Raw genomic sequence first — 21,621 nt, forward strand, 5'->3', positions numbered from 1 at the left:
CCGAGCCGACAGGGACACCGTTCACATATCAGGTACGGTGAACCGTGCGTCCGCACCGCCCGGTGGGACGCCCGCCGACGCCACGATCCCGGAGGAACCCGCATGCCGGTCCCCAGCAGTGCACCGACCGAGCACCAGCTGCTCCGCGACACCGTCCGGCTCAAGATCCACGCCGCGATCATGGACGGCACGCTCGAGCCCGGCGAGCGGCTCAACGACGACGAGCTCATCGCCTGGCTCGGCGTCTCCCGTACCCCGATCCGCGAAGCACTGAGCCAGCTCGCACGCGCCGGCCTGATCGAGATGGCGCCGAACCGCTACACCCGCGTCACCACGCCGGACCCGACCGAGGTGGTCGAGGCGCTGCAGACCCTGGGCGTCCTGTTCGGCGGGGTCGTGCGGCTGGCGGTCCCGCGCCTCGGTGCGAGCGCGAAGAAGAAGATCCTCGCCCAGCTCGACGCCACGATCGCGGACTACGAGTCGCACGACGTCGCCGCGGTGAATCGTGACGCCCTCGCCGTGTTCGCCCGCTACGTCGAGGAGTGCGGCAACGAGAACCTCCAGCGCGTCTGCCGGGACACCATGGACGGCCTCGCGTTCCGACTGCGGCTCCCGAACCTCGACGAACTCGTCGACTGGGACCAGATGACGGCCGACTTCCGCCGTCTGCGTGAGGCCACCGCGTCCGGGGACAACATCGAGGCGGAGCTCGCGACCGAGGCGATCCACCTGCTCCCCGGCGAGAAACGCTGACCCCGCCTGAGCGCCCGTACAGGAACACGCCCGTCTCGCCCTCGCGAGGCGGGCGTGCTCCGTCCGCCACAGCACGCGGCGACACCACGGCGACCCGCGCGACGCTCCCAGTCACACCGTCCGACGAGCCGGTAGCATCGCCCCGACCACCCCGTCGAGCGACCCGGAGCACCGTATGAGCCACCGCCAGCCGGACCGTACCGAGATCGCCGCGCGCCTCGCCGCGGCGGTCGGCCGGATCAATCGGCGGGCCCGCACGGACTCGGCCTCGCTCGGGTACGGCATCGTCTCGGCGCTGGCGACGATCCAGCGCGAGGGACCCTTGCGCCCGGGCGACCTGTCGCGGATCGAGGTCGTCACGAAGCCGACGATGACCCGCATCCTGACCGAGCTCGAGCAGCGCGGGTTCATCGAGCGCGAGGCGGACCCCCGGGACGGTCGGGCGTTCATGGTGACGGCCACCCCCGAGGGCATCGCAGCGGTCGAGCGAGCCCGTTCCACCCGCACCGGCATCGTCGCCGAGCTCATCGCCGAACTGCCCGACACCGACGTCGACGCCATCGCCGCCGCGCTCGACGCCCTCGAACGCGTCGCGCAGGGCGACCGCACCCAGGAAGCTCACACCTCCCGGGCCTGACCAGCCCGTTACCGAACCGTTACCAACGGGTGGACGGACGGTTCTGCCAGACAAACTGGACGGTGCACCCAGCAACACCGGTCATCGTGGCGGCTTCGCCCAGCGGCGGCCACCCCACGGTCGCCCGTCGGCGGACGGACGGGCCCCACACCACCGTCCGGTCCTCCCCCGGCTCGCGAACTCCTGACGACGGACGTCTCGTTCATCCGCACCCCTGCGCGCTCCCCCACCCCGCGTGCAGCGTCACGAGTCACGCACCACGAGCCGGCCGACCACCGGAATCGATGACAGGACGCAACACCGACCTCCCCACCATCACCGCCTCGACCCGACGTGAGGCCCTGAACTCCCCCAACCGGCGCCTCCGCCGCGCGCTCCGCCGCCCCACCACGCTCATCGTGGGCGGGGCCGCCGTCCTCGCGGTCGCCGGAGGCATCGCCACCGTCGGCACGCAACCCGCGATCGGCGAGGCCCTCGGCATGCCGACCGCGAGCGCGACCGCGGCACCGGCACTCGCCGGGACCGCGCTCGACCGGGCCCAGGCCGCGGCGACCATCGCCACGGCCGAGACGATCGCCGACTCCGCGAACGAGAAGACCGACACCGGCGTCCTCGAGCGCCGCATCGACGCGCTCGACGACTACCGGAAGCTCTCCGGCGCGGCACTGACCTCGCGGATCTCCTCGACGGTCGACGCCACGACGGCGGTCGCGGACGCCAGCGCCGCGCAGGACAAGCAGGACGCCGACGCGAAGGCCGCCGCTGCCGCCGCAGCGAAGCGCGCCGCGGCCGAACGGGCAGCAGCCGCCGAGGCCGCGCGCAAGCAGGCCGCCGCGAACACGGTCGAGGGCGCCAAGGCGACCGCGAGCTCACTCGCCTCGTCGAAGTACGGCTGGGGTTCCGACCAGTTCCAGTGCCTCGACAACCTGTGGACCAAGGAGTCCGGCTGGAACTACCAGGCCGTCAACGCGAACGGCGGCGCGACCGGCATTCCGCAGGCGCTCCCCGGGTCGAAGATGGCCACGATCGCGTCCGACTGGCGGACGAACGCGACCACCCAGATCACCTGGGGCCTGCAGTACATCAGCGACGCGTACGGCACCCCGTGCGGCGCGTGGTCGCACTCGCAGGCGTCGAACTTCTACTGAGCCGACGCCAGGCACGCACGACGAACGACCCCGGGTCCTGCACCCGGGGTCGTTCGTCGTGTAGGCATACGCAGGTGACCACCATCGGACTCCGCCGCATGGCACCCCGCGACCCCACCGAGGGGCACCGCGCCGCCAGCCCCCTCGAGCTCCTCTTCGACCTCGTCTTCGTGGTCGCCGTCGGGTTCGCCGCGACGAACCTGCACGAGATCGAGGTCGAGGGGCACGTCTCGTCGGCCGTCCTCGCGTACGCCTTCGTCTTCTTCGCGATCTGGTGGGCGTGGATCAACTTCACCTGGTTCGCCACCTCGTTCGACACCGACGACTGGCTCTACCGCGTGATGACCTTCGTGCAGATGGCGGGGGTCCTCGTGCTCGCCGCCGGGGTGCACGCCGCGATGGTCGAGGGGTCGACCACGGTCGTCGTGCTCGGCTACGTCATCATGCGGCTCGCCCTCGTCGGGCAGTGGCTCCGGGTCGCCGCGTCGTCGTCGGAGTACCGGCGGACCGCACTCCGGTACGCCGGCGGCATCGTCGTCGTGCAGGTGCTCTGGGTGCTCGCGCTCCTGCTGCCGGACGGCGTCTCGTGGGGTGTGATCCCGGTGCTCATCCTGCTCGAGGTCCTCGTCCCGCCGTTCGCGGAGGCCGGCACGCAGACCACCCCGTGGCACACCCGGCACATCGCGGAGCGGTACTCCCTCTTCACGCTGATCGTCCTCGGCGAGGGGCTCGTGGCCTCGGCGAACGCAGTCATCGACGGCATCGCGCACGCCGACCACCTCGGGTCGCTCCTCGTGCTGGCGGCGTGCGGGCTCGTGATCGTCGCCGGGCTGTGGTGGATCTACGTCTCCCGCGAGCAGCACGACCACATCCGGTCCCTGCCGACCGCGCTCCTGTTCGGCTACGGTCACTACCTCGTCTTCGCCGCCGCCGGGGCACTCCCGGCGGGGATCGAGGTCGCGGTGAGCGCCGACGCGGGCGAGGCCGACCTGTCGCACGCGACCGTCGCCGCCACGATCGCCGTGCCGGCCGCGCTGTTCGTGCTGTCGATCTGGGCGCTGGCGCTCCGCCCGTCCCTCAGCCTCGGCTGGAACGTCGTCGTCGTGGCACTCGCGCTCGCGGTGCTCGCGAGCATCGCCGTGCCGTCGGTGTCCCTCGTGGCGACGGCACTGCTCGTCGCCGCCGTGGTCGTCGTGCTGGAGGTCGCCGACCGGCGACCGTGACCCGCAGGCGGACGTGAGCGAGCCGGTGACGGTGACCGGCTGACGGACGGGAGGCGCGGCGCGGGCCCGCGACGTCCCTCCCGAACCGCAGGCGGGTGCGTCAGCCGACGCGCGCGATCCGCACGTCGACCCGGCTGAGCGGCAGGCCGTGCTCGGTCGCGGCGGCGAGCGCCGCGAGGTGTGCCGCGCGTGCCGTCTCGGGTGCCGGGACGGAACCGTCGGTCCCGATCACGATGCGGAGGACGTCGTCGTCGAGCACCACGCGCGCGACCGTGGTGCGGGTCGCGAGGTTCTTGGCGGCACCGACCGCGCTGCCGAGCGTCGGGCGTGCCCGGTAGAGCTCGGCGACCCCGGGGACCGCGACGACCGCTGCCTCGATCGCGGCGAAGGTCTCGTCGTGGCTGCTCATGCTCGTTCCTCCTCGGCGTCGGGGCCCGGCTCGTCGTCGGACGGTGGCAGCAGGTCGCGCACCACAACGTCCACGGACTCGACGAGCAGGTCGGTCTCGGTCGCGAGGACCTCGGCGACGGTCTCGCGGATGTCCGACGCCACGCGCTGGATCGTCGACCCGGCGCGGACGGCGATCTCGACGACGATGCGCACCGGCGCACCGAGCTCGGTGACGTCCCCTTCGAGCGTGCAGCGCGCGATGAGGGCGTCGGGCACCGCGTCGCCGGCGGTCCGGACGAGCGAGCGGATGGCGCCCTCGGTCATGACCGGGCGTTCGGTGGGCGCCGCCGGGCGGAGGGGGACGTCACGGCCGGCGCGTGCCTCGAGCGAGATGTTCGCGAGCACGCCGCTGATCCACGACTCGTCGGCGGGTGCTTCCTGTTCGGCGGCGGCCTCGAGCGAGCCGAGCGAGGACTGCCGGAGCCGCACGATGGCGGCGAGGGCGTTCTGGCACGCGGCGGAGTGGTCGATGCTCGGGTCGGCCGGCTGCATGCCGGCGTCGAGGTAGTCGGCCAGCTCGTCGATCGTGTGGCCGTCGAGGTCGTCGGGTTCGAGGGAGTCGAGCCGGACGGGATCGGGTTCGGTCATCGCCATCCCTCCATGAGACGGATCATGTTCTTGCGCGCCCGGGACAGCAGTCCCCGGACGGTCGAGGTCGGGAGGTCCAGTTCCTCCGCGATGGCCTCGTACGAGTACTCGAGCACTTCCTTCATCACCCACGTGCGGCGCTGCGCCTCGGGCAGTTCGGCGAGCGCCGTCTCGACCGCTTCCTCGCGGGAGCGGGCCTCGGCGACGCGTTCGGGTGCGTCGTCCGCCGGTGCCTCGACTTCGAGCTCGGTGACGTCGTCGTGGAACCGCCGGGCCCGGATGCGGTCGATGCACTTCCGGCTGAGGATGCGCATGAGCCACGCCTTGACCCGGGCGCCGTCCTGGAGCGTGTCGAGCTGGTTCCAGGCGGTAATGAACGTCTCCTGCACGACGTCGTCGAGTTCGTCGGTCGAGCCGAGGGTCCGGCGCGCGTAGGCACGGAGCAGGGGGGTGTGGCGCCGGATGAGGACCTCGAACGCCCGGACGTCGCCGTCGGACGATCGACCAGCGAGGACGGCGTCGTCGAGGTCGGTGAGGGGCTGGTGGTGCACGCTTTCCTTCTACTGGTGTGGGGTCGGGGGTTCCTGAGTGCGGTGCCGTCGAGCCGTCAGGCCGTGTGCGCCTGGTGTCCGTGCGTGCGGCGGACCTTCATCGGGCCGACGGGCCGCGCGGACAGCGACCGGACGCGTGCCTGCGCCAGGACGTGCTCGTGCCCGACGCGGACGAGCGCGGTGGTCGCGAGGTGTGCTGCGGGTGCGGTGTCGGTCATGACGGGGTCCTCCATCGGGGTGCTCACCGATGGGACGGAACCAACAGCCGGATCGTCACACTCCTGCGCGAACGAGTTCTGCGTGCGCGGGTTCTGCGGCAGGCTGGGGGCATGTCCCTCGTCACCGCCGTCTGCCGCGTCGACCGCCTGCTGCCCGACTCCGGCACCATCGGGGTCACCGCGATCGACAAGCGCCCCGTCGACGGCCCCGTCCGGGTCCGTCCGCTCGGGCTGTACGCCGACGTGCAGGCGGACCGGAAGCACCACGGCGGCGAGGACCAGGCGGTGTACGCCTACGCGGACGAGGACGCGGCGTACTTCGCGGACCTGCTCGACCGGGACGTCCCGCCGGGGCTGTTCGGCGAGAACCTGCGCACGACGGGCGTCGACGTCACCGGCGCCGTGACGGGGGAACGCTGGCGGATCGGCGAGACCCTCGAGCTCGAGGTCACGATCCCGCGGATCCCCTGCGGCACCTTCGCCCGCCGGATGCGGGTGGACAAGTGGGTCAAGCGGTTCACGGAGGAGGGCCGCCCCGGCGCCTACCTCCGCGTGGTGCGGTCCGGGCCCGTGTCCGCCGGCGACCCGGTCGTCGTCACCCACCGACCGGACCACGGCGTGACGATCGGCCAGCTCTTCACGGGCCTGACGCCCGAGCAGGCGCAGGCCGTGCTGTCGTCGGGGCGCGGGACGGGTCCCGGTGGCCCGGGGACGGGTGGGCTCGCGCCGAAGGTCGTCCGGGACGTGTCGAAGGTCCTGGCGCGCGCGACCGCCTGAGTGCGGGCGGTCCTCCGTGCCGTGGTCAGTCCTGCTGCGTCCGGCGCACGGGGTCGATCGGGCGCTTCGCCTGCGGCAGCTTCGCGACGACGAGGTCGTACGCGTTGCCGACGAGGTCCTCGACCAGGGTCTCGTCCATGCCGTCCCCGGGTGACAGCGTGATCCAGTGCTGCTTGTTCATGTGCCAGCCCGGGGTGATCTCGGCGTGGTCGCGCACCAGGGCGGCACCGTGGGGCGGCGCGCACTTGAGGTTCACGATCGGCACGCCGCGGAGCTCGGACGTCATCACGAACATCTTGCCGACGACCTTGTAGACGAACGCGCCTTCACCGAAGGGCTGGGTCTCCGCCACCGCGGGCAGGGCCATCGCGGTGCGGATCGCGACCTCGTGCAGCGTCTCGCCGTCCATGTGCTCCAGCATGCACCGGACCGCCGACGGTGCACCTCGTTCTGGGGTGCGTGCAGACCCCGGTTCCGAACTATCCTCAGGCCGTGCACATCACCCGAACCCTCAGCATCGCCGCCGCCACCGCCGTGCTCGCTGCGACCGCCGTCGTCGGCGGCGCCTCGAGCGCGCAGGCCGCCCCCACCGTCTACAAGAACTGCACCGCCGTGCAGAAGGTGTACTCGGGCGGGATCGCGAAGAAGTCCGTCACGAAGAACCGCGTCACCTCGAAGGGCAAGGTCACGTACCGAGCGCTCAAGGGCACGGTGAAGAAGGACGACGCGCTGTACGCGGCGAACAAGAAGATGGACGCGGACGGCGACGGGATCGCCTGCGAGAAGAGCTGACCCCGGTCCGTCAGAGGGGCGGGACGCCCTCGTGTCCGGAGCGCGGGCGGGCCGTCCCGGCGACACCCGTCACGACCGACCCCGGTGGGACGTCCTTCGTCACCACCGTGTTCGCGCCGACGACGGAGTCCGCGCCGACCGTGATCGCGCCGATGAGCGACGATCCGGCACCGAGCACGACGCGGTCCCCCACCGCCGGGTGCCGACGAGCTCCGGGCCCGTGGTCGCCCCCGCGGCCACCGAGGGTCACCCCGTGGAAGAGCACGACGTCGTCGCCGACCACCGCGGTCTCCCCGATGACGACCCCCATGCCGTGGTCGATGAAGAACCGGCGGCCGATGCGGGCACCGGGGTGGATCTCGATGCCGGTGACCGACCGGGCGACCTGCGCGAGGACCCGGGCCGCGAACCGCGACCCCGGCAGGCCCTCGGCGATCCAGAGCCGGTGCGTCAGTCGGTGGGTCCAGACGGCGTGCAGTCCCGAGTAGACGATCGCGTTCTCGAGGTCGCCACGGGACGCGGGGTCACCGCGGCGTGCTGCGGCCAGGTCCTCCCGGACGGTCCGCAGCACGCCTCGACGGGCGGGACGACTCACGCAGTGAGTCCCTCGAAGAGGACCGTCGACAGGTAGCGCTCACCGGTGTCGCACACGATCGCGACGACCCGCTTGCCCGCGTTCTCCGGGCGTGCGGCGATCTCGATCGCGGCGTGGATGATCGCGCCGGACGAGATGCCCGCGAGGATGCCCTCCTGCGTGCCGAGGTCGCGGGCGACCCGGAGCGCGTCGTCCAGCTCGACGTCGAACACCTCGTCGATGACCGACTGGTCGAGGACCTCGGGGATGAAGTTCGCGCCGATGCCCTGGATCTTGTGCGGACCCGCCTTGCCCTCGGTCAGCAGCGGCGAGTCCTTCGGCTCCACCGCGACGATCTGCACACCGGGCACGCGCTCCTTGAGGACCTGGCCGACACCGGTGATCGTGCCGCCCGTGCCGACGCCCGCGACGAACACGTCGACGTGCTCCTCGGTGTCGCGGAGGATCTCCTCCGCCGTCGTCTTCCGGTGGATGGCCGCGTTCGCCGGCGTCTCGAACTGGTGGGCCAGGATCGCGCCGGGCGTCTCGGCGACGATCTGCTCCGCCTTCGACACCGCGCCCTTCATGCCCTCCGGCCCCGGGGTGAGGACGATCTCGGCACCGTACGCGCGGATGAGGGCGCGACGCTCGACGCTCATCGTCTCGGGCATCGTGATGACGACCCGGTACCCGCGAGCCGCGCCGACCAGTGCGAGCGCGATGCCCGTGTTGCCGGAGGACCCCTCGACGATCGTCCCGCCGGCCTGCAGCTCGCCGGACTCCTCGGCTGCGTCGATGATCGCGACGCCGAGCCGGTCCTTCACGCTCGCACCCGGGTTGTAGAACTCGAGCTTCGCCAGGACCTCGGCGCCGCCCTCCTTCGGGAGGCGGTTCAGCCGGACCAGCGGCGTATTCCCGAACGCCTGCGAGATGTTGTCGTGGATCGTGCCGCTCATCGGTACCGTCCTCTTCGGGTCAGGTCGCGTGCCTCCGCCCTGGAGGCACGGCGTGCGCTGCGATCCTAGCGATCGGACCCCGGATGGTGCTGCCTGTGTGACGCGTGCTCCGCACCGGGCGCTCGCCGCGCCTCCCGTCCGTCACGCCGCGACCGGGACGCGCGTACCGTGCGCCGCAACGACGAGGAGGTCGCCATGTCCAAGGAGCAGCAACCCGAAGCCACGCCACCCGTCGTCGACCGCGCAGCGTTCGACACGGCGCTCGCCGCGCAGGTGCGCGACGAGAAGGAACTCACCCGCCTCGGCGACCGCGTCTCGGCCGCGCGCCGACGGCTCCCGATGGTCCGTGTCGACGACTACGAGTTCACGGGTCCCGACGGTCCCGTGCGACTGACGGAGCTGTTCGCCGGGAAGTACCTGCTCCTCGTGCAGAACGTCATGTACGGACGGGACTGGGACGCCGGCTGCCCGAGCTGCACGTGGGCCGTCGACAACCTGCCCGCCGACATGGGCCGGCTCGATGACGAGGGGATCGCGTTCGCGATGGTCTCCGAGGGGCCGATCGAGCGGCTCGAGGCCTGGCGGCAGCAGCACGGGTGGCCGCACACGTGGGTGTCGTCCGGCGCGACGAGCTACCACGACGACTGGGGCTGGACCGTGCACAGCGACGACTGGGACGGCCCGGTGCCCGGGTACTCGTACTACCTGCTGCGCGACGGTGTGCCGTACCTGACCTACGCGACCGGTGCGCGCGGGACGGAGGCGATCCTGCCGGTGCCGCACATCATGGACCGCACGGTGTACGGGCGGCAGCAGGACTGGGAGGACAGTCCCGAGGGCTGGCCGCAGTACCCCACCTACGGCTGACCGGACCGCGGCCCCTTCGGTCCGAGCAGAGCGCGTTGCAGCTGGGCTTCGGACGGCAGCACCCGCTGCAGCTCCGGGGGCAGGAGCTCGTAGGACGCGACGCCGACCGGAGCGTTCGACGTCCCGAGCGCGTACCGGACGACCGCATCGTTCTTGCCCGTGACCAGGAGCAACCCGACCGTGTCGGCGTGGTGTGGGCGTCGGAGGTCCGCATCCACGAGGGGAACGTAGAACGACAACTGACCGACGTTGTCCGGCCGGAACTCCCCCGTCTTCAGTTCGACGACCACGTACCGGAGTTGCTCGACGTGGAAGAAGAGCAGGTCGACGAAGAAGTCGTTGCCGTCGACGTCGAAGTGCACCTGCCGGCCGACGAAGGCGAACCCCGAGTTCTCGTAGGGTGTCCGCGATCCGGTCGACCATCGCCTGCTCGATCGAGCGTTCGTCCCGGTCACCGTCGACGGCGAGGAAGTCCAGGATGTACGGATCCCTGGTGATCTGCTGCGCCAGGTCCGCACCGTCGTCGTCGAGCAGCCGACTGAAGTTCGTCGCGGCGGCGGCATGCCGCTCCGCGGCACGACTGCGGAGATTGTGTCGAAGGACGTTGCGCGACCAGCCTCCGGCCACCGCCTGACGGACGTACCACGCTCGGAGTCCGCTGTCGGGGACGCTGAGCAGGACGGTGATGTGCCCCCAGGGCAATCGGTCAACAGCCTGTTGACCGATTGCGTCTTCGTCGGGCCACGTTGCGGCGAACTGTCGCATGTACTTGAGGTTCGTCGCAGAGAACCCCTTCATGGACGGGAACTCCGCACGGAGGTCAGCCGCGAGGCGGGTCAGGACACCCGTTCCCCACGCGCCGTTCCGCGATCGCTCGAGCAGGATCGAGCCGATCGACCAGTACAGGTGGACGAGGTGCGCGTTCGCCGCGAGCTGCGCGCGAGATCGAGTGCTGGTGACGCGGTCTCGGATGGAGCGGAGCGTGTCGGCGTACTCCCCGGGCACGGGCTGGTCGATCATCCGCCGATCGTGCACGGCGAGTCGGTGCCGCGTCCACGATCTGGGATGCACGGCAGCCGCCAGGTGAACGCGGTCGCATCCCCTCCGGACCGAGCCGGCCGCCGCGGCGCCCGCGGACGTCGTCAGCGCACGTGCGCCGTCCGCGCGAACCGCTCGTCCGTCGCCGCGAGCACCCGCAGCACGTTGCCCCCGGCCAGGGCGCGCAGGTCCTCCGGGCCCCAGCCACGACGCTGCAGTTCCGCCGCCAGCACCGGGTACCGCGACACGTCCCGCAGGTCCGGCGGCAGCACGGGCGTCCCGTCGTAGTCGCCGCCGAGCCCGATGTGCGCCGCGCCGGCGACCTCGCGCGCGTGCTCGACGTGGTCCGCCACGTCCGACACCGTGACGAGCGGGGGCTCCCCCACCGAACCGGCGTCCTCCCACTCGGCCCACGCCCGGGACACGAACTTCGGCACGAAGGTGATCATCACCACACCGCCGTTGTCGCGCAGGCGGGCGAGCACGTCGTCCGGGACGTTCCGCGGGTGGTCGTTCACCGCGATCGTCGACGAGTGGCTGAACACCACCGGCTGCGTGGCGACGTCGAGGGTGTCGCGCATGGTCTCCGGCGACGTGTGCGACAGGTCGACGAGCATCCCGATCCGCTCCATCTCGGCCACGACCTCGCGCCCGCGGTCGGTCAGGCCGCCGTGCGGGTGGGAGCCGGTGGCCGAGTCGGCCCAGGGTGTGTCGTCGTTGTGCGTGAGGGTCATGTACCGGACCCCGAGCCGGGCGAGGTCGCGGAGCACCGCCAGGTCGTCGCCGATCGAGTGGCCGCCCTCGGCGCCGAGGAGCGACGCGGTGCGCCCGGCGTCGACGGCCGCGACGACCTCGGCCGCGGTCCGGGCGAGGGTGAGCGACTCCGGGTACCGCTCGATGATCCGGTGCGCGAGGTCGACCTGCTGCAGCGTCGCGCGGACGGGATCGGGGACGTCGATGGGGACGAACACCGACCAGAACTGCCCGACGACCCCGCCGGCACGGAGCTTCGGCAGGTCGGTGTGCAGGGACCCTTGCTCGGAGTCGATGCCCTCGACCCCGGAGTAGTGGGTCTCGCGCCGCTCCCAGGGCAGGTCGTTGTGTCCGTCGATGACCGGGAACGGGAGCGCGTCGAACGTCATGCCACCGACGCTACCGCGACGACCGCCGTCGCTAGGCTCGCCCCATGGACCCCGTCACGCTGCGGACCGAGCGGCTGGTCCTCTCGGTCCCCGAGCACACCGATGCCGACGACGTCGTCGCCTACGCGACCGACCCCGACGTGGTGGCGTTCATCCCGATGCCCGAACCGTACGGTCACGCCGAGGCCCGCCACTGGCTCACGGCCGTGGTGCAGGACGGCTGGGCGTCGGACACCCGCTACGAGTTCGCCCTCCGCCGTGCCGACGACCCACGGCTGCTCGGTACCGTCGGGCTCTTCGGGTTCGCCGGCGGCGGCGCGGAGATCGGGTACGCGACCCACCCGGACGCCCGCGGGCACGGCTTCGTGACCGAGGCGGCGGACCGCGTGCTGCAGTGGGCGTTCGCGCCGGCTCCCGACGGGCTCGGGCTCGCGCGCGTGCATTGGCGGGCGATGGCGGAGAACCGTGCGTCGATCGCCGTCGCGCAGCGGCTCGGCATGCGGTTCGAAGGGCGTCAGCGGTCCGCGGTGCTCCAGCACGGCCGCCGCCACGACCAGCTGCTGGCGGCCGTCCTGCGCGACGACGACCGATCCGTCCGACCGGTCTGGCCGACGTCGTGACCGTCGCGTTCCGGGTCGTCACCGACCTCGCTGTCCCGCCGGAGCGCGCGTTCGCGCTGTCGCTCGACATCGGCGCGCACGAGCGGTCCATGGCCGCCACGGACGAGCGCGCGGTCGCGGGTACCACGGCCGGCACGATCGGGCTCGGTGAGTCCGTCACGTGGCGCGCGCGGCACTTCGGGATCGTGTGGCGGATGACGAGTCGGATCACGGCTCTGGAGGCGCCCCACCGGTTCGTCGACGAGCAGGTGCGTGGACCGTTCGCCCGGTTCCGGCACGAGCACCGGTTCGAGCCGTCGGCCGGCGGCACGCGGATGGTCGACGAGATCGAGTTCCGCGCACCGCTCGGGGTGCTCGGGGTCGTCGCCGAGCGGCTCGCGCTGGCTCGGTACCTGCCGCGGCTGATCCGGGAGCGCAACGCCTCGCTGGCGGCCGAACTCGCCGACGAGCGCGGCGGTGCCGGCGACGACGAGCACGGCGACGGCACGGGTCAGGGCGCGGCGAGCTCCCCCAGCGCGTCGTAGGCCTGCGCCACCGCGTCCACGCGCGCGCGGCCGCCCGGGCCGGATGCCTCGTACACGTCGTTCGCGACCGCGGCGACGACGGCGAACAGCGCCGCCATCGAGTCGAACGCCGACGGGGAGTCCACCGGGCAGAGGATCGCCGTGGCCGCCGGGGCCGCGATGACCGCCGCGGTCGGGTCGCCCAGGACGACGACGTCCGCGCCGCTGGCGACGCAGTGCCGCACGAGTTTGCCGATGCCGGCGGCGTGCCGGCGCACCGTGACGATCATGACGAGGTCGCGTCGGTCGAGGTCGGCCACCTCTTCGCCGAGGCGCTGTCCCGGGGCCGGGCCGATGCGGACGTCCGGTCGGACCTGCGCGAGCTGGGCGCGCAGCTGGAGGGCGATCGGGTACGCCCCGCGCTCCCCCGCCACGAGCACCCGACGGGCGCGGACGATCCGACGGGCGAGACGGGGACGGTCGGCCCGCGCGAGCGAGGCGAACGCGGCGTCGAGGTTGCGCGACTCGACGGCGCGCTGGTCGACGTGCGCCGCGTCCTCGGCGGCCCACGGCAGGCCGGAGCCCCGTGCCGACATCAGGTTCTGCCGGACCTCGGCGGCGTCCTGGAAGCCGAGCGACCGGACGAGCCGGGAGACCGTGGCCTTCGAGGTGCCCGACTCGGCGGCGAGCTCGGCCGAGGTCCCGACGAGCAGGAGTTCGGGGTCGTGGCGCACCATCGCGGCGACGCGGCGCTCGGCCGGGGACAGCTGCTCCCACACCGAGTCGATGCGCGCCCGGACGTCGGGGCCCGCGGTGCTCACGCTGCGGCCACCCGTCCGACCGCGACCGCGAGCGCGTCGAGCCCGAGGGCGATGTCCTCGGTGGAGACGAACTCGTCGGGGTGGTGGCTGATGCCGTCCGGGTTGCGGAGGAAGAGCATCGCGACGTCGGTCACGAGCCCGAGCGACATGGCGTCGTGTCCCGCGCGGGAGAACAGCTCGATCGGACGGGGCTCCCCCGTCGACTCGATGCCCGCCCGGACGGCGTCCATCAGCCGCGGTGCGCAGAACACCGCCGGCGCACGGTGGACCTCGGTCGGCTCGACGCTTACGCCACGGCGTTCCCCGATGAGCGCGAACGCCTTCGTGATCTCGTCCCACACGGCGTCGCGTCCCTCGTCGAACTCCCCGCGCAGGTCGACCGAGAACCGTGCCAGCCCCGGGACGACGTTCACGGCACCGGGTTCGACGGTCATGGTGCCGACCGTGCCGACGTGCTGCGACGCCCGGCAGATCCGTTCGACGGCGAGGGCGGCCTCGGCGGCGGCGAGCAGGGCGTCGTGCCGTCGGTCGTAGGGGGTGCCGCCGGCGTGCCGGGCCTCGCCGACGGCCTCGACGGTGAACCGCCGCGCGCTCGCGATGCTCGTGACGACGCCGAGCGCCTGACCGGCCTGTTCGAGGTACGGTCCCTGCTCGATGTGCGCCTCGAGGTAGCCGGCGAGCACCGACGGTTCGACCGCGGCCTCGTGCACGCGCGACGGGTCGAGCCCGAAGCGGGTGAAGGCGTCGCGGAGGGTTACCCCGTCGCCGTCGGCGAGGTCCCACCAGGACTCGTCCCAGACACCGGCGACCGCGGAGGACCCGAGCAGCGCCTTGCCGAAGCGGGTGCCCTCCTCGTCGGAGAACGCGATGACCTCGAGCGCGACGGGGAGCGGGCCGTCGGCGGTCACCCGTGCCACCGTCCGGATGGCCATGAGGACCCCGACGATCCCGTCGTACCGGCCGGCGTCCACCACGGTGTCGAGGTGCGATCCGAGCAGCAGCACGGGGGCGTCGGGGGTCGCACCGTCGACGCGGCCGTGCAGGTTGCCCGCCGCGTCCTGCCAGGTGCTGAGGCCGGCGTCGTGCATCCAGCCGGCGACGATCGCGTTGACCCGTGCGTGCTCCGGCGAGAGGTAGACGCGGGTGATCCGGCCGGGCTCCTCGGTGACGGTCGCGAGTTCGTCGCACCACCCGGCGATCAGCGTCGCGTCGGCGGTGGCGGTCGCGGAGGCCCGGACCACGGACGGCGCGCTCACGCCGACACCCCGGCAGCGACGGCACCGGCACCGGCACCGGCGTAGACGTCGAGCGCCGCGTCCACGCCACCGCCGGACGGCACCGCGTGCCCGGCCCGGCGCAGGGCGTGCTCGAGCGCGGCGAGGGTCGTCACGACGGTGTCCTTGCGCGCGTTGTAGCCCATGGTGCCGATCCGCCAGACCCGTCCGTGCAGCGGCCCGAACGACGTGCCGATCTCGATGCCGTGGTCGTCGAGCATCGCGGCGCGGACCTGGTCGCCGACGACGTCCGACGGGATCTCGACCGCCACGACGTTGTGCATCTTGTGCCCGAGGTCGCCGAAGACACCGAGCCCGAGTGCCTGCACCCCGGCGGTCATCGCGCGACCGGCGGTCTCGTGCCGTGCGACCACGGCGTCGCGGCCCTCCTCGAGCAGGATCCGGGCGCACTCGTTCGCGGCGTAGAGCATCGACGCGGCCTCGGTGTGGTGGTTGAGCCGTCGGGGGCCCCAGTAGTCGAGGATCATCGCGAGGTCGAGGTAGTTCGACCGGATGGGTTCGTCGGCGACCTCGTCCCCGGGTTCGCGGATGCCCGCCTCGACGCTGCGACGCTGGTCGAGCACGGCGACGGCCCGCGGCGAGACGGTGAGCGGCGCGCTGCCGGACGGTCCGCCCAGGCACTTCTGCAGCCCCGCGCTCACGGCGTCGATGCCCCAGGCGTCGACCTCGAGCGGGTTGCCCCCGACGGTGGCGGTCGCGTCCGTGTAGAACAGCACGCCGTACCGTTCGCAGATCGCTCCGAGCTCGTCGAGCGGCTGGTTCATCGTGGTCGAGGTGTCGCCCTGCACGATCGCCAGGACCTTCGGGCGCACCCGCGCGATCGCGTCCTCGATCGCCGACGGGGTGAACACCTGCCCCCACTCGGTCTCGATCGTGTGGACCTCGGCCCCGGCACGCCCGGCGATCTCGGCGAGCAGGTGCCCGAAGCGCCCGAACACCGGCACGAGCACGCGGTCCCCCGGGGCGAGCAGGGAGACGAGCGCCGCCTCGATGCCGGCGCGGGAGGTGCCGTCGACGAGGACGGTCGCCTCGTTCGTGGTGCCGAACACCCGCCGGTACAGCTCCTGCGTCTCGTTCATCGTGGTGGTCATCCACGGGTCGTACTGCCCGACGAGCGGGGTCGACAGGGCACGGAGCACCCGCGGGTCGGCGGTGATCGGCCCCGGTCCCATGAGCAGACGGGCGGGTGGGTTCACAGGGAGCATGTTCGGTCCTCTCGTTCCGGTGGAGATCGTATCGGAACGATCGTTACAGCGGTGTTCCCGCGAGCACGGGTCGGTCGACGAGCGCCCCACTGACGGACGTGACGCCGCCGTCCGCGGTCGCGACCAGCCGCCCGTGCAACCAGGTCTCGGTGACGCTGCCCCGTGCCTCCAGACCGGCGAACGCCGAGACGGGGCTGCGGTGCGCGAGCCCGGCCACGTCGACGACCGCCGAGGCGGACGGGTCGAACACCGCGAAGTGCGCGAGTGCGCCCGGCGCGATGCGTCCGCGGTCGGCGAAGCCGGCGAGTGCCGCCGGGCCGGTCGTGAAGTGCGGCAGCAGCTGCTCGAGCGCGACACCGCGGCGCAGGGCCTCCGTCCACACGGCACGGAAGCCGACCTGCAGCCCGGCGATCCCGCCCCAGGCGGTCCCCCAGTCGTCGGTCTTGAGGTCCGCGGTGGAGGGCGAGTGGTCGGACACGATCATGTCGATCGTCCCGTCCAGGACCCCGGCCCAGAGCGCGTCGCGGTTGGCGTCGTCGCGGATCGGCGGGCAGCACTTGAACTCGGTCGCCCCGTCGGGGATCGTGCCGGCCTCGAAGGCGAGGTAGTGCGGGCAGGTCTCGACCGTGATCCGCACGCCGTCGTCCTTCGCGGCGCGGATCATCGGCAGCGCGCCGGCGTCCGACAGGTGCAGGACGTGCACGCGCGCGCCCGTCTCGCGGGCACCCTCGACGACCCGGGCGATCGCGGAGCGCTCGGCGTCGACCGGGCGGGTGGCGAGGAAGTCCTCGTAGTGTCCGCCGAGCGCCGCGTGGTCGACCAGGAACTCGGGGTCCTCGGCGTGCACGATGAGCAGGGCGTCGATGCGGGCGACCTCCTCGATCGCCGCGCGCAGCTGCGGTGCGTCGAGGTGCGGGAACTCGTCGACCCCGGACGGCGCGGTGAAGCACTTGAAGCCGAACACGCCGGCGTCGTGCAGGCCGTGGAGCGACCCGAGGTTCGCCGGGACGGCACCGCCCCAGAACCCGACGTCGACGGCGACGCGGCCCGCGGCGCTCGCGCGCTTGACCTCGAGCGCCTCGACCGTCGTCGTCGCGGGGATCGAGTTGAGCGGCATGTCGATGATCGTGGTGACGCCACCGAGTGCGGCTGCACGGGTCGCCGAGGCGAAGCCCTCCCACTCGGTGCGGCCGGGCTCGTTCACGTGCACGTGCGTGTCGATCAGGCCCGGGAGCAGGACGTGCGCGTCGGGCACGGTGCGGTCCTCGACGGCGTCGACGGGTTCGTCCACGGCCACGACGGCGTCGACCCGCCCGTCGCGGACGACGACGGCTGCGGGCCGGAAGGCGCCGTCGATCCAGGCGCGGCCGGCGCGCAGGACCAGACCAGCGGGTGCGGGTGCGGCCGTCGTGTCGCCGGCGGGGCCCTGGAGGCGCGTCATGCGCCCGCCCCGACCGTCGCGCCCGCCATCGGCCGGCGTTCGAACCCCGCGAGCAGTCCCGCCATCGGCTTGGCCGGGGGTGGCGCGTACTCGCCGCGTCGCCCGGTCGTGAGCCCGAGGCGCACGAGGGACTCGGCGAGCACGGTGGCCGCCGCGACACCGTCCACGACCGGCGCCCCGACGGCCCGGGACACCTCGGCGCAGAAGTCCGCCATGCCGGCGCAGCCGAGCACCACGGCGTCGGCGCCGCCGGCGAGCACGGCCCGGCACTCCTCGACGACGAGTGCCCGGGCGTCCGAGTCCGGGTCCTCCAGGCGGAGCACGGGGACCTCGCACGCCCGGACCTCGGTCACGAGCGACGCGAACCCGTACCGTTCGGCGAGCTCGTGCGCCCGGCCGGTGGTCCGGCTCAGGGTGGTCACCACGCCGAACCGGCGCCCGAGCATCGCGGCGGCGTGGAAGGCCGCCTCCGCGATGCCGATGACGGGTCCGGACGCGACCTCGCGTGCCGCGTCGAGCCCGGGGTCCCCGAAGCACGCGACCACGAACGCGTCGACACCGTCCTGCTCGCCGAGCGCGATCTGCTCGAGGAGCCCGGGGACGGCCAGCGCCTCCTCGTAGTGGCTCTCGATCGACGCCGGCCCCATGGTGGGGTTGACGGCCTCGACGATCGTCCCGGGCCCGGCGACCGCGGCGGCGGCGCTGCCGATCGCCGCGGTCATCGAGGAGGTGGTGTTGGGGTTGACGACGCGGATGCGCATCGAGTTCCTTCCGGTGGTGCGGGTGGTGCGGGTGGGACGGCTCGGTCGGTCAGGCCCGGCCGACCGCGGCGCCGTCGTCGACGGACGGGTCGTCGGCGGCCAGCACGGGCATGCTCGGACGGAGGCGCTCCATCCCGACGAAGACGACGAGGCCGAGGGCGCACCCGATGAACCAGCTGTAGTTCGACAGCCACGGGACGACGCCGAGCGCCGACGGCAGGACCGCACTGGCGACCGACACCGCACCGGTGACGACGAGCGTCCAGATCGCGTTCGGGTTGAAGCCCTTGACGTACCAGTACCGGGCCGCGGGGTCCTTCGTGTACATGTCGTCGACCGCGATGCGCTGCTTCGCGACGATGTAGTAGCCGGCGATGAGGATCCCGAACAGCGGGCCGATCAGGGCGCCGAGGACCCCCAGCGTGTACAGGATCGCCTGGTCGTTGCCGTACCAGTTCCACGGGGTGAGGAGGACGGACCCGACGGCCGCGATCATGCCGCCCGCCCGCCAGCTGATCTTCCGCGGGGCCACGTTCGAGAAGTCGAACGCGGGGCTGATGAAGTTCGCGACGATGTTGATGCCGACGGTCGCGGTCACGAAGGTCAACCCGCCGAGGAGGATCGCGAACGGTGCCCCGATCGCCTGCACGGTCTCGATCGGGTCGGTGATGAGCTTGCCGAACACCGGCACCGTGGCGCTGGCGCAGAGGACGGTGAGCACCGAGAAGAACAGGAAGTTGATCGGCAGGCCCCAGAGGTTGCCGCGCTTCACCGCGTCGAACGACTTCGCGTAGCGGGAGAAGTCGCCGAAGTTCAGCATCGGGCCGGAGAAGTAGCTCACCACGAGGGCGATCGCCGACAGCATCACCGGGATGCTCGCGCCGAACGACAGCGGCGCACCGGCGGACAGCGTGAACGAGATGTTCCCGATGCCGGCACGGCTGACGAGGTAGATCGCGAGGGCGATCATGATGACGTACACCGCCGGGCCGGCCCAGTCGATGAACCGCCGGATCGCGTCCATGCCCATCCAGAAGAGGGCGCCCTGTGCGACCCACAGGATGGCGTACGAGATCCAACCGAGCGCGGAGAGCCCGAGGAACGAGTGCTCGAGGAGCCCCGCCGAGGCCGGGATGAACTTGAGGAAGACGATGTTGAGCGACTGGGCGGCGAGGAAGGTCTGCACGCCGTACCAGGCCATCGCGATGAGCCCGCGGATGATGGCGGGGACGTTCGCCCCGAGCACGCCGAACACCGCGCGGTTGATCACCGGGTACGGTACCCCGGTGCGCTGGGACGGCTTGGCGACGAGGTTCGCGAACACCTGCACGATGAGGATGCCGACCACCAGGGCGATGAGCACCTGCCAGCTGGCGATGCCCAGGGCGAAGAGTGATCCGGCGGTGACGTAGCCGCCGACCGAGTGCACGTCCGACATCCAGAAGGCGAAGATGTTGTAGCTCGTCCAGGTCTGCTTGCGGAGCGGAGCGAGGTCCTCGTTGGTGAGCGCCGGGTCGTACCCGGGGCGGACGACGCCGGCACCGGCGGGTGCTGCCGTCGTGCGGGGGGCGTGGGGCGCGGCGACCGGGGGCTGGATCTCTGTTGCCATGGCGTCCTCCGAAGGAGTGGGAAGGGCGAGCGGTGCCCGCCTCTGCCACGACGCTACGGAGACACTGCGCCCGGCCCGTTACCCCCGTGTAACGGTCGTGTGTCGTGACGCCCGTCCTGGAACGATCGTTCCGACACGGACACGGACACCGACACCGATCGCCGTCCGCCCGCTCAGAACGCGTGCGCCCCGAGGACCGCCCCGGCCGCGTACGTCGCGGCCAGGGCCAGCGCTCCCCCGGTCACGACACGGATCGTCGCCCGCGTGCGCGGCGCACCACCGAGCGTGGCACCGGTCGTCCCGGTGGCGGCGAGCGCGACGAGGACCGCGAGGACCGTCACCGCCACGCGGGCGGGCTCGGGACTGAGGAGCATCGCGAGGAAGGGCAGCGCGGCACCGGTCGTGAAGGTCGCCGCCGACACCCACGCGGCACGCCACGGGCTGACCACCTCGTCCTCGGCATCGCGGAGCGCGACCGCTGCCCGTCGACGGCGCACCTCGGGTCGGACGAGCTCGTCGGCGACGGCGCTCGCGACGGCCGGGTGGACGCCGAGGCTCCGGTAGTGGGCGGCGATCGCGCCGGCGTCCTCCGACTCCGCCTCGAGCTCGGCCTGGTGGGCGGCCTGGCCGGTGCGCTGGGCGTCACGGGCACCGCTGACGGACACGTACTCGCCGAGGGCCATCGAGACCGCACCGCCGACGAGCGCCGCGGTGCCCGCCGCGATGACCGGACCGGTCCCCGCGCCGGCTCCCGCGACGCCGACGAGCACCGCCGCGACCGAGACGATGCCGTCGTTGGCCCCGAGCAGGCCGGCGCGCAGCCAGTTGAGCCGGGCGGCGCTCGTGGCGTCGTGGTCCGTGGAGGGCAGGACGAGGTCCGCAGCGGTCGACATGCAAGTCAGGATGCCACTCGTCGCGGGTCGGCGCCAGCATGGTGAGGCTACCCTGATCAGGGGTTTTCCGGTGAGGGCAGCCTCACCTCACCGGTCTGCGGCGTGCGGGAAGCCGCATCGGCACCGCACCCTCGGCACTCGGGCGGAACGTGCGGGCGCCCGGATGTCAGGATCGGCCCATGAGCGCGGGAATCAGGATCGACCACGTGGGCGTCACGGTGCCGGACATCGATGCCGCCACGGCGTTCTTCGAGGCGGCGTTCGACGCCGTCGTGCTGTACGACATGCGCTGCCGCACCGAGGAGCCGAACGCGACGGCCGAGGCGCACCGCTACCTGGGGATCCCGTCGACGATGGCACAGGGCGCGATGCGTATGCTCGCACTGCCGGACGGACCGGGGCTCGAGCTGTTCGAGTACCACGGACCGGACCAGCACCGTCCCGTGCACCCCGCGGACCTCGGGTGGCAGCACCTCGCGATGTACACGGACGACCTCGACGGCACGCTCGCCCGCATCGAGGCAGCCGGGGGCACCCGCAACTCGGATCCTCGGGACCTCCGCGGCCTCGAGGTCGGCGAGGGGAACCGGTTCGTGTACACCCGGACCCCGTGGGGCTCGACGCTCGAACTCGTCAGCTACCCGACGCCGCAGCCGTACCTGCTCGTCGCACCACGGGCGAAGTGGGCGCCGTGGCCGAGCGCGGCGGACGCGCTCCCCGCACCGCAGCCGGAGCCGGAGCCCCAACCGTCCTGACGGC

Annotated in this window: 26 protein-coding genes and 1 pseudogene; 10 read left to right on the forward strand and 17 right to left on the reverse strand. The window is 72.5% G+C overall.

Features of this window, described 5'->3' with window-relative positions:
• The first annotated feature begins 102 nt into the window (after positions 1 to 102).
• The 4 genes from HWD93_RS10725 (at position 103) to HWD93_RS10740 (ending at position 3,761) form a co-directional block, all read left to right on the forward strand.
• On the forward strand, positions 103 to 753 hold the full coding sequence (locus tag HWD93_RS10725) for a GntR family transcriptional regulator (RefSeq protein WP_071294568.1): 651 nt from the start codon (positions 103 to 105) through the stop codon (positions 751 to 753).
• A gap of 175 nt (positions 754 to 928) precedes the next feature.
• Positions 929 to 1,390: a MarR family winged helix-turn-helix transcriptional regulator gene (locus HWD93_RS10730; protein ID WP_071294569.1), complete on the forward strand. Its 462-nt coding sequence runs from the start codon at positions 929 to 931 to the stop codon at positions 1,388 to 1,390.
• A gap of 284 nt (positions 1,391 to 1,674) precedes the next feature.
• On the forward strand, positions 1,675 to 2,538 hold the full coding sequence (locus HWD93_RS10735; RefSeq protein ID WP_261646810.1) for a phospholipase: 864 nt from the start codon (positions 1,675 to 1,677) through the stop codon (positions 2,536 to 2,538).
• 74 nt (positions 2,539 to 2,612) lie between these two features.
• Positions 2,613 to 3,761, forward strand: a complete 1,149-nt coding sequence (locus HWD93_RS10740) for a low temperature requirement protein A (protein WP_261646811.1) — start codon at positions 2,613 to 2,615, stop codon at positions 3,759 to 3,761.
• 100 nt (positions 3,762 to 3,861) lie between these two features.
• Here the strand turns inward: HWD93_RS10740 and HWD93_RS10745 are convergent, their stop codons facing one another.
• The 4 genes from HWD93_RS10745 to HWD93_RS10760 are packed head-to-tail and all read right to left on the reverse strand — an operon-like array spanning position 3,862 to position 5,595.
• Positions 3,862 to 4,170: a hypothetical protein gene (locus HWD93_RS10745; RefSeq protein WP_070418287.1), complete on the reverse strand. Its 309-nt coding sequence runs from the start codon at positions 4,168 to 4,170 to the stop codon at positions 3,862 to 3,864.
• Positions 4,167 to 4,799, reverse strand: a complete 633-nt coding sequence (locus tag HWD93_RS10750) for a hypothetical protein (RefSeq protein ID WP_070419458.1) — start codon at positions 4,797 to 4,799, stop codon at positions 4,167 to 4,169. Before HWD93_RS10750 ends, HWD93_RS10745 begins: the two co-directional genes overlap by 4 nt.
• Positions 4,796 to 5,350, reverse strand: a complete 555-nt coding sequence (locus tag HWD93_RS10755) for an RNA polymerase sigma factor (RefSeq protein WP_070418286.1) — start codon at positions 5,348 to 5,350, stop codon at positions 4,796 to 4,798. Before HWD93_RS10755 ends, HWD93_RS10750 begins: the two co-directional genes overlap by 4 nt.
• Positions 5,351 to 5,406: 56 nt before the next feature.
• The gene (locus tag HWD93_RS10760) at positions 5,407 to 5,595 is read right to left on the reverse strand and encodes a hypothetical protein (RefSeq protein WP_181015093.1); all 189 of its coding nucleotides are present in this window, start codon (positions 5,593 to 5,595) and stop codon (positions 5,407 to 5,409) included.
• A gap of 84 nt (positions 5,596 to 5,679) precedes the next feature.
• Between HWD93_RS10760 and HWD93_RS10765 the strand changes: the two genes are divergently transcribed.
• Positions 5,680 to 6,345: an MOSC domain-containing protein gene (locus HWD93_RS10765; RefSeq protein WP_083403161.1), complete on the forward strand. Its 666-nt coding sequence runs from the start codon at positions 5,680 to 5,682 to the stop codon at positions 6,343 to 6,345.
• Positions 6,346 to 6,370: 25 nt separating this feature from the next.
• Here HWD93_RS10765 and HWD93_RS10770 read toward each other — a convergent pair whose 3' ends face one another.
• Positions 6,371 to 6,754, reverse strand: a complete 384-nt coding sequence (locus HWD93_RS10770; protein WP_261646812.1) for an MmcQ/YjbR family DNA-binding protein — start codon at positions 6,752 to 6,754, stop codon at positions 6,371 to 6,373.
• A gap of 83 nt (positions 6,755 to 6,837) precedes the next feature.
• On the opposite strand from HWD93_RS10770, the gene HWD93_RS10775 reads away from it, so the two are divergent.
• On the forward strand, positions 6,838 to 7,137 hold the full coding sequence (locus HWD93_RS10775) for an excalibur calcium-binding domain-containing protein (RefSeq protein ID WP_261646813.1): 300 nt from the start codon (positions 6,838 to 6,840) through the stop codon (positions 7,135 to 7,137).
• A 10-nt stretch (positions 7,138 to 7,147) separates the two neighbouring features.
• On the opposite strand, the gene epsC is transcribed toward HWD93_RS10775, so the two are convergent.
• Positions 7,148 to 7,732, reverse strand: coding sequence for a serine O-acetyltransferase EpsC (gene epsC / locus HWD93_RS10780; RefSeq protein ID WP_229086908.1), 585 nt, complete (start codon positions 7,730 to 7,732; stop codon positions 7,148 to 7,150).
• Positions 7,729 to 8,667 carry a cysteine synthase A gene (cysK, locus tag HWD93_RS10785; RefSeq protein WP_071294571.1) on the reverse strand — a complete coding sequence of 313 codons (939 nt, stop codon included), beginning with the start codon at positions 8,665 to 8,667 and terminating at the stop codon, positions 7,729 to 7,731. The genes epsC and cysK overlap by 4 nt, the downstream gene beginning before the upstream one ends.
• Positions 8,668 to 8,862: 195 nt before the next feature.
• Here cysK and HWD93_RS10790 point away from each other — a divergent pair, with 195 nt between their 5' ends.
• Entirely contained in the window at positions 8,863 to 9,534 is a 672-nt protein-coding gene (locus HWD93_RS10790; RefSeq protein WP_261646814.1) for a DUF899 domain-containing protein, read from the forward strand.
• Here the strand turns inward: HWD93_RS10790 and HWD93_RS19180 are convergent.
• From HWD93_RS19180 to HWD93_RS10800, 3 genes and pseudogenes are all read right to left on the reverse strand, one after another.
• Positions 9,525 to 9,989: a PDDEXK nuclease domain-containing protein gene (locus HWD93_RS19180; RefSeq protein ID WP_308202941.1), complete on the reverse strand. Its 465-nt coding sequence runs from the start codon at positions 9,987 to 9,989 to the stop codon at positions 9,525 to 9,527. The genes HWD93_RS10790 and HWD93_RS19180 overlap by 10 nt on opposite strands.
• A gap of 169 nt (positions 9,990 to 10,158) precedes the next feature.
• Positions 10,159 to 10,554 (reverse strand): annotated as a pseudogene (locus tag HWD93_RS19185) (DUF1016 N-terminal domain-containing protein); the annotation flags it as partial.
• Between the two features lie 122 nt (positions 10,555 to 10,676).
• Complete coding sequence (locus HWD93_RS10800) at positions 10,677 to 11,714, reverse strand: dipeptidase (protein ID WP_261646815.1); 1,038 nt, start codon at positions 11,712 to 11,714, stop codon at positions 10,677 to 10,679.
• Between the two features lie 44 nt (positions 11,715 to 11,758).
• Here HWD93_RS10800 and HWD93_RS10805 point away from each other — a divergent pair, with 44 nt between their 5' ends.
• Positions 11,759 to 12,334, forward strand: a complete 576-nt coding sequence (locus tag HWD93_RS10805; RefSeq protein WP_261646816.1) for a GNAT family N-acetyltransferase — start codon at positions 11,759 to 11,761, stop codon at positions 12,332 to 12,334.
• Positions 12,331 to 12,858 carry an SRPBCC family protein gene (locus tag HWD93_RS10810; RefSeq protein WP_261646817.1) on the forward strand — a complete coding sequence of 176 codons (528 nt, stop codon included), beginning with the start codon at positions 12,331 to 12,333 and terminating at the stop codon, positions 12,856 to 12,858. The genes HWD93_RS10805 and HWD93_RS10810 overlap by 4 nt, the downstream gene beginning before the upstream one ends.
• Here the strand turns inward: HWD93_RS10810 and HWD93_RS10815 are convergent.
• From HWD93_RS10815 to HWD93_RS10845, 7 genes are all read right to left on the reverse strand, one after another.
• On the reverse strand, positions 12,825 to 13,658 hold the full coding sequence (locus HWD93_RS10815) for an SIS domain-containing protein (protein ID WP_261646818.1): 834 nt from the start codon (positions 13,656 to 13,658) through the stop codon (positions 12,825 to 12,827). The two genes, HWD93_RS10810 and HWD93_RS10815, sit on opposite strands and share 34 nt — an antisense overlap.
• Positions 13,655 to 14,914 carry an allantoate amidohydrolase gene (locus tag HWD93_RS10820; RefSeq protein ID WP_261646819.1) on the reverse strand — a complete coding sequence of 420 codons (1,260 nt, stop codon included), beginning with the start codon at positions 14,912 to 14,914 and terminating at the stop codon, positions 13,655 to 13,657. The genes HWD93_RS10815 and HWD93_RS10820 overlap by 4 nt, the downstream gene beginning before the upstream one ends.
• Positions 14,911 to 16,158, reverse strand: coding sequence for an alanine--glyoxylate aminotransferase family protein (locus tag HWD93_RS10825; protein WP_261646820.1), 1,248 nt, complete (start codon positions 16,156 to 16,158; stop codon positions 14,911 to 14,913). The genes HWD93_RS10820 and HWD93_RS10825 overlap by 4 nt, the downstream gene beginning before the upstream one ends.
• Before the next feature lie 43 nt (positions 16,159 to 16,201).
• Positions 16,202 to 17,599 (reverse strand): allantoinase AllB, encoded by a 1,398-nt coding sequence (allB, locus tag HWD93_RS10830; RefSeq protein WP_261646821.1) that lies wholly within the window; start codon positions 17,597 to 17,599, stop codon positions 16,202 to 16,204.
• On the reverse strand, positions 17,596 to 18,360 hold the full coding sequence (locus HWD93_RS10835; protein WP_070418276.1) for an aspartate/glutamate racemase family protein: 765 nt from the start codon (positions 18,358 to 18,360) through the stop codon (positions 17,596 to 17,598). Before HWD93_RS10835 ends, allB begins: the two co-directional genes overlap by 4 nt.
• 49 nt (positions 18,361 to 18,409) lie before the next feature.
• The gene (locus tag HWD93_RS10840; RefSeq protein WP_070418275.1) at positions 18,410 to 19,969 is read right to left on the reverse strand and encodes an NCS1 family nucleobase:cation symporter-1; all 1,560 of its coding nucleotides are present in this window, start codon (positions 19,967 to 19,969) and stop codon (positions 18,410 to 18,412) included.
• A 173-nt stretch (positions 19,970 to 20,142) separates the two neighbouring features.
• Positions 20,143 to 20,862, reverse strand: a complete 720-nt coding sequence (locus HWD93_RS10845; protein ID WP_261646822.1) for a VIT1/CCC1 transporter family protein — start codon at positions 20,860 to 20,862, stop codon at positions 20,143 to 20,145.
• A 179-nt stretch (positions 20,863 to 21,041) separates the two neighbouring features.
• Between HWD93_RS10845 and HWD93_RS10850 the strand changes: the two genes are divergently transcribed.
• Positions 21,042 to 21,617: a VOC family protein gene (locus HWD93_RS10850; protein WP_092386210.1), complete on the forward strand. Its 576-nt coding sequence runs from the start codon at positions 21,042 to 21,044 to the stop codon at positions 21,615 to 21,617.
• Positions 21,618 to 21,621 lie beyond the last annotated feature (4 nt).

Origin of the sequence: Curtobacterium sp. C2H10 (assembly GCF_025407985.1) — a bacterium.
Lineage (GTDB): Bacteria > Actinomycetota > Actinomycetes > Actinomycetales > Microbacteriaceae > Curtobacterium.

Bases quoted from the DNA above. Each gene is read 5' to 3' on its own strand.
- HWD93_RS10725 (WP_071294568.1), top strand. From the start codon at position 103: ATGCCGGTCCCCAGCAGTGCACCGACCGAGCACCAGCTGCTCCGCGAC.
- HWD93_RS10730 (WP_071294569.1), top strand. From the start codon at position 929: ATGAGCCACCGCCAGCCGGACCGTACCGAGATCGCCGCGCGCCTCGCC.
- HWD93_RS10735 (WP_261646810.1), top strand. From the start codon at position 1,675: ATGACAGGACGCAACACCGACCTCCCCACCATCACCGCCTCGACCCGA.
- HWD93_RS10745 (WP_070418287.1), bottom strand. From the start codon at position 4,170: ATGAGCAGCCACGACGAGACCTTCGCCGCGATCGAGGCAGCGGTCGTC.
- HWD93_RS10750 (WP_070419458.1), bottom strand. From the start codon at position 4,799: ATGACCGAACCCGATCCCGTCCGGCTCGACTCCCTCGAACCCGACGAC.
- HWD93_RS10765 (WP_083403161.1), top strand. From the start codon at position 5,680: ATGTCCCTCGTCACCGCCGTCTGCCGCGTCGACCGCCTGCTGCCCGAC.
- HWD93_RS10770 (WP_261646812.1), bottom strand. From the start codon at position 6,754: ATGGACGGCGAGACGCTGCACGAGGTCGCGATCCGCACCGCGATGGCC.
- cysK (WP_071294571.1), bottom strand. From the start codon at position 8,667: ATGAGCGGCACGATCCACGACAACATCTCGCAGGCGTTCGGGAATACG.
- HWD93_RS10790 (WP_261646814.1), top strand. From the start codon at position 8,863: ATGTCCAAGGAGCAGCAACCCGAAGCCACGCCACCCGTCGTCGACCGC.
- HWD93_RS10800 (WP_261646815.1), bottom strand. From the start codon at position 11,714: ATGACGTTCGACGCGCTCCCGTTCCCGGTCATCGACGGACACAACGAC.
- HWD93_RS10805 (WP_261646816.1), top strand. From the start codon at position 11,759: ATGGACCCCGTCACGCTGCGGACCGAGCGGCTGGTCCTCTCGGTCCCC.
- HWD93_RS10825 (WP_261646820.1), bottom strand. From the start codon at position 16,158: ATGCTCCCTGTGAACCCACCCGCCCGTCTGCTCATGGGACCGGGGCCG.
- allB (WP_261646821.1), bottom strand. From the start codon at position 17,599: ATGACGCGCCTCCAGGGCCCCGCCGGCGACACGACGGCCGCACCCGCA.
- HWD93_RS10835 (WP_070418276.1), bottom strand. From the start codon at position 18,360: ATGCGCATCCGCGTCGTCAACCCCAACACCACCTCCTCGATGACCGCG.
- HWD93_RS10840 (WP_070418275.1), bottom strand. From the start codon at position 19,969: ATGGCAACAGAGATCCAGCCCCCGGTCGCCGCGCCCCACGCCCCCCGC.
- HWD93_RS10845 (WP_261646822.1), bottom strand. From the start codon at position 20,862: ATGTCGACCGCTGCGGACCTCGTCCTGCCCTCCACGGACCACGACGCC.
- HWD93_RS10850 (WP_092386210.1), top strand. From the start codon at position 21,042: ATGAGCGCGGGAATCAGGATCGACCACGTGGGCGTCACGGTGCCGGAC.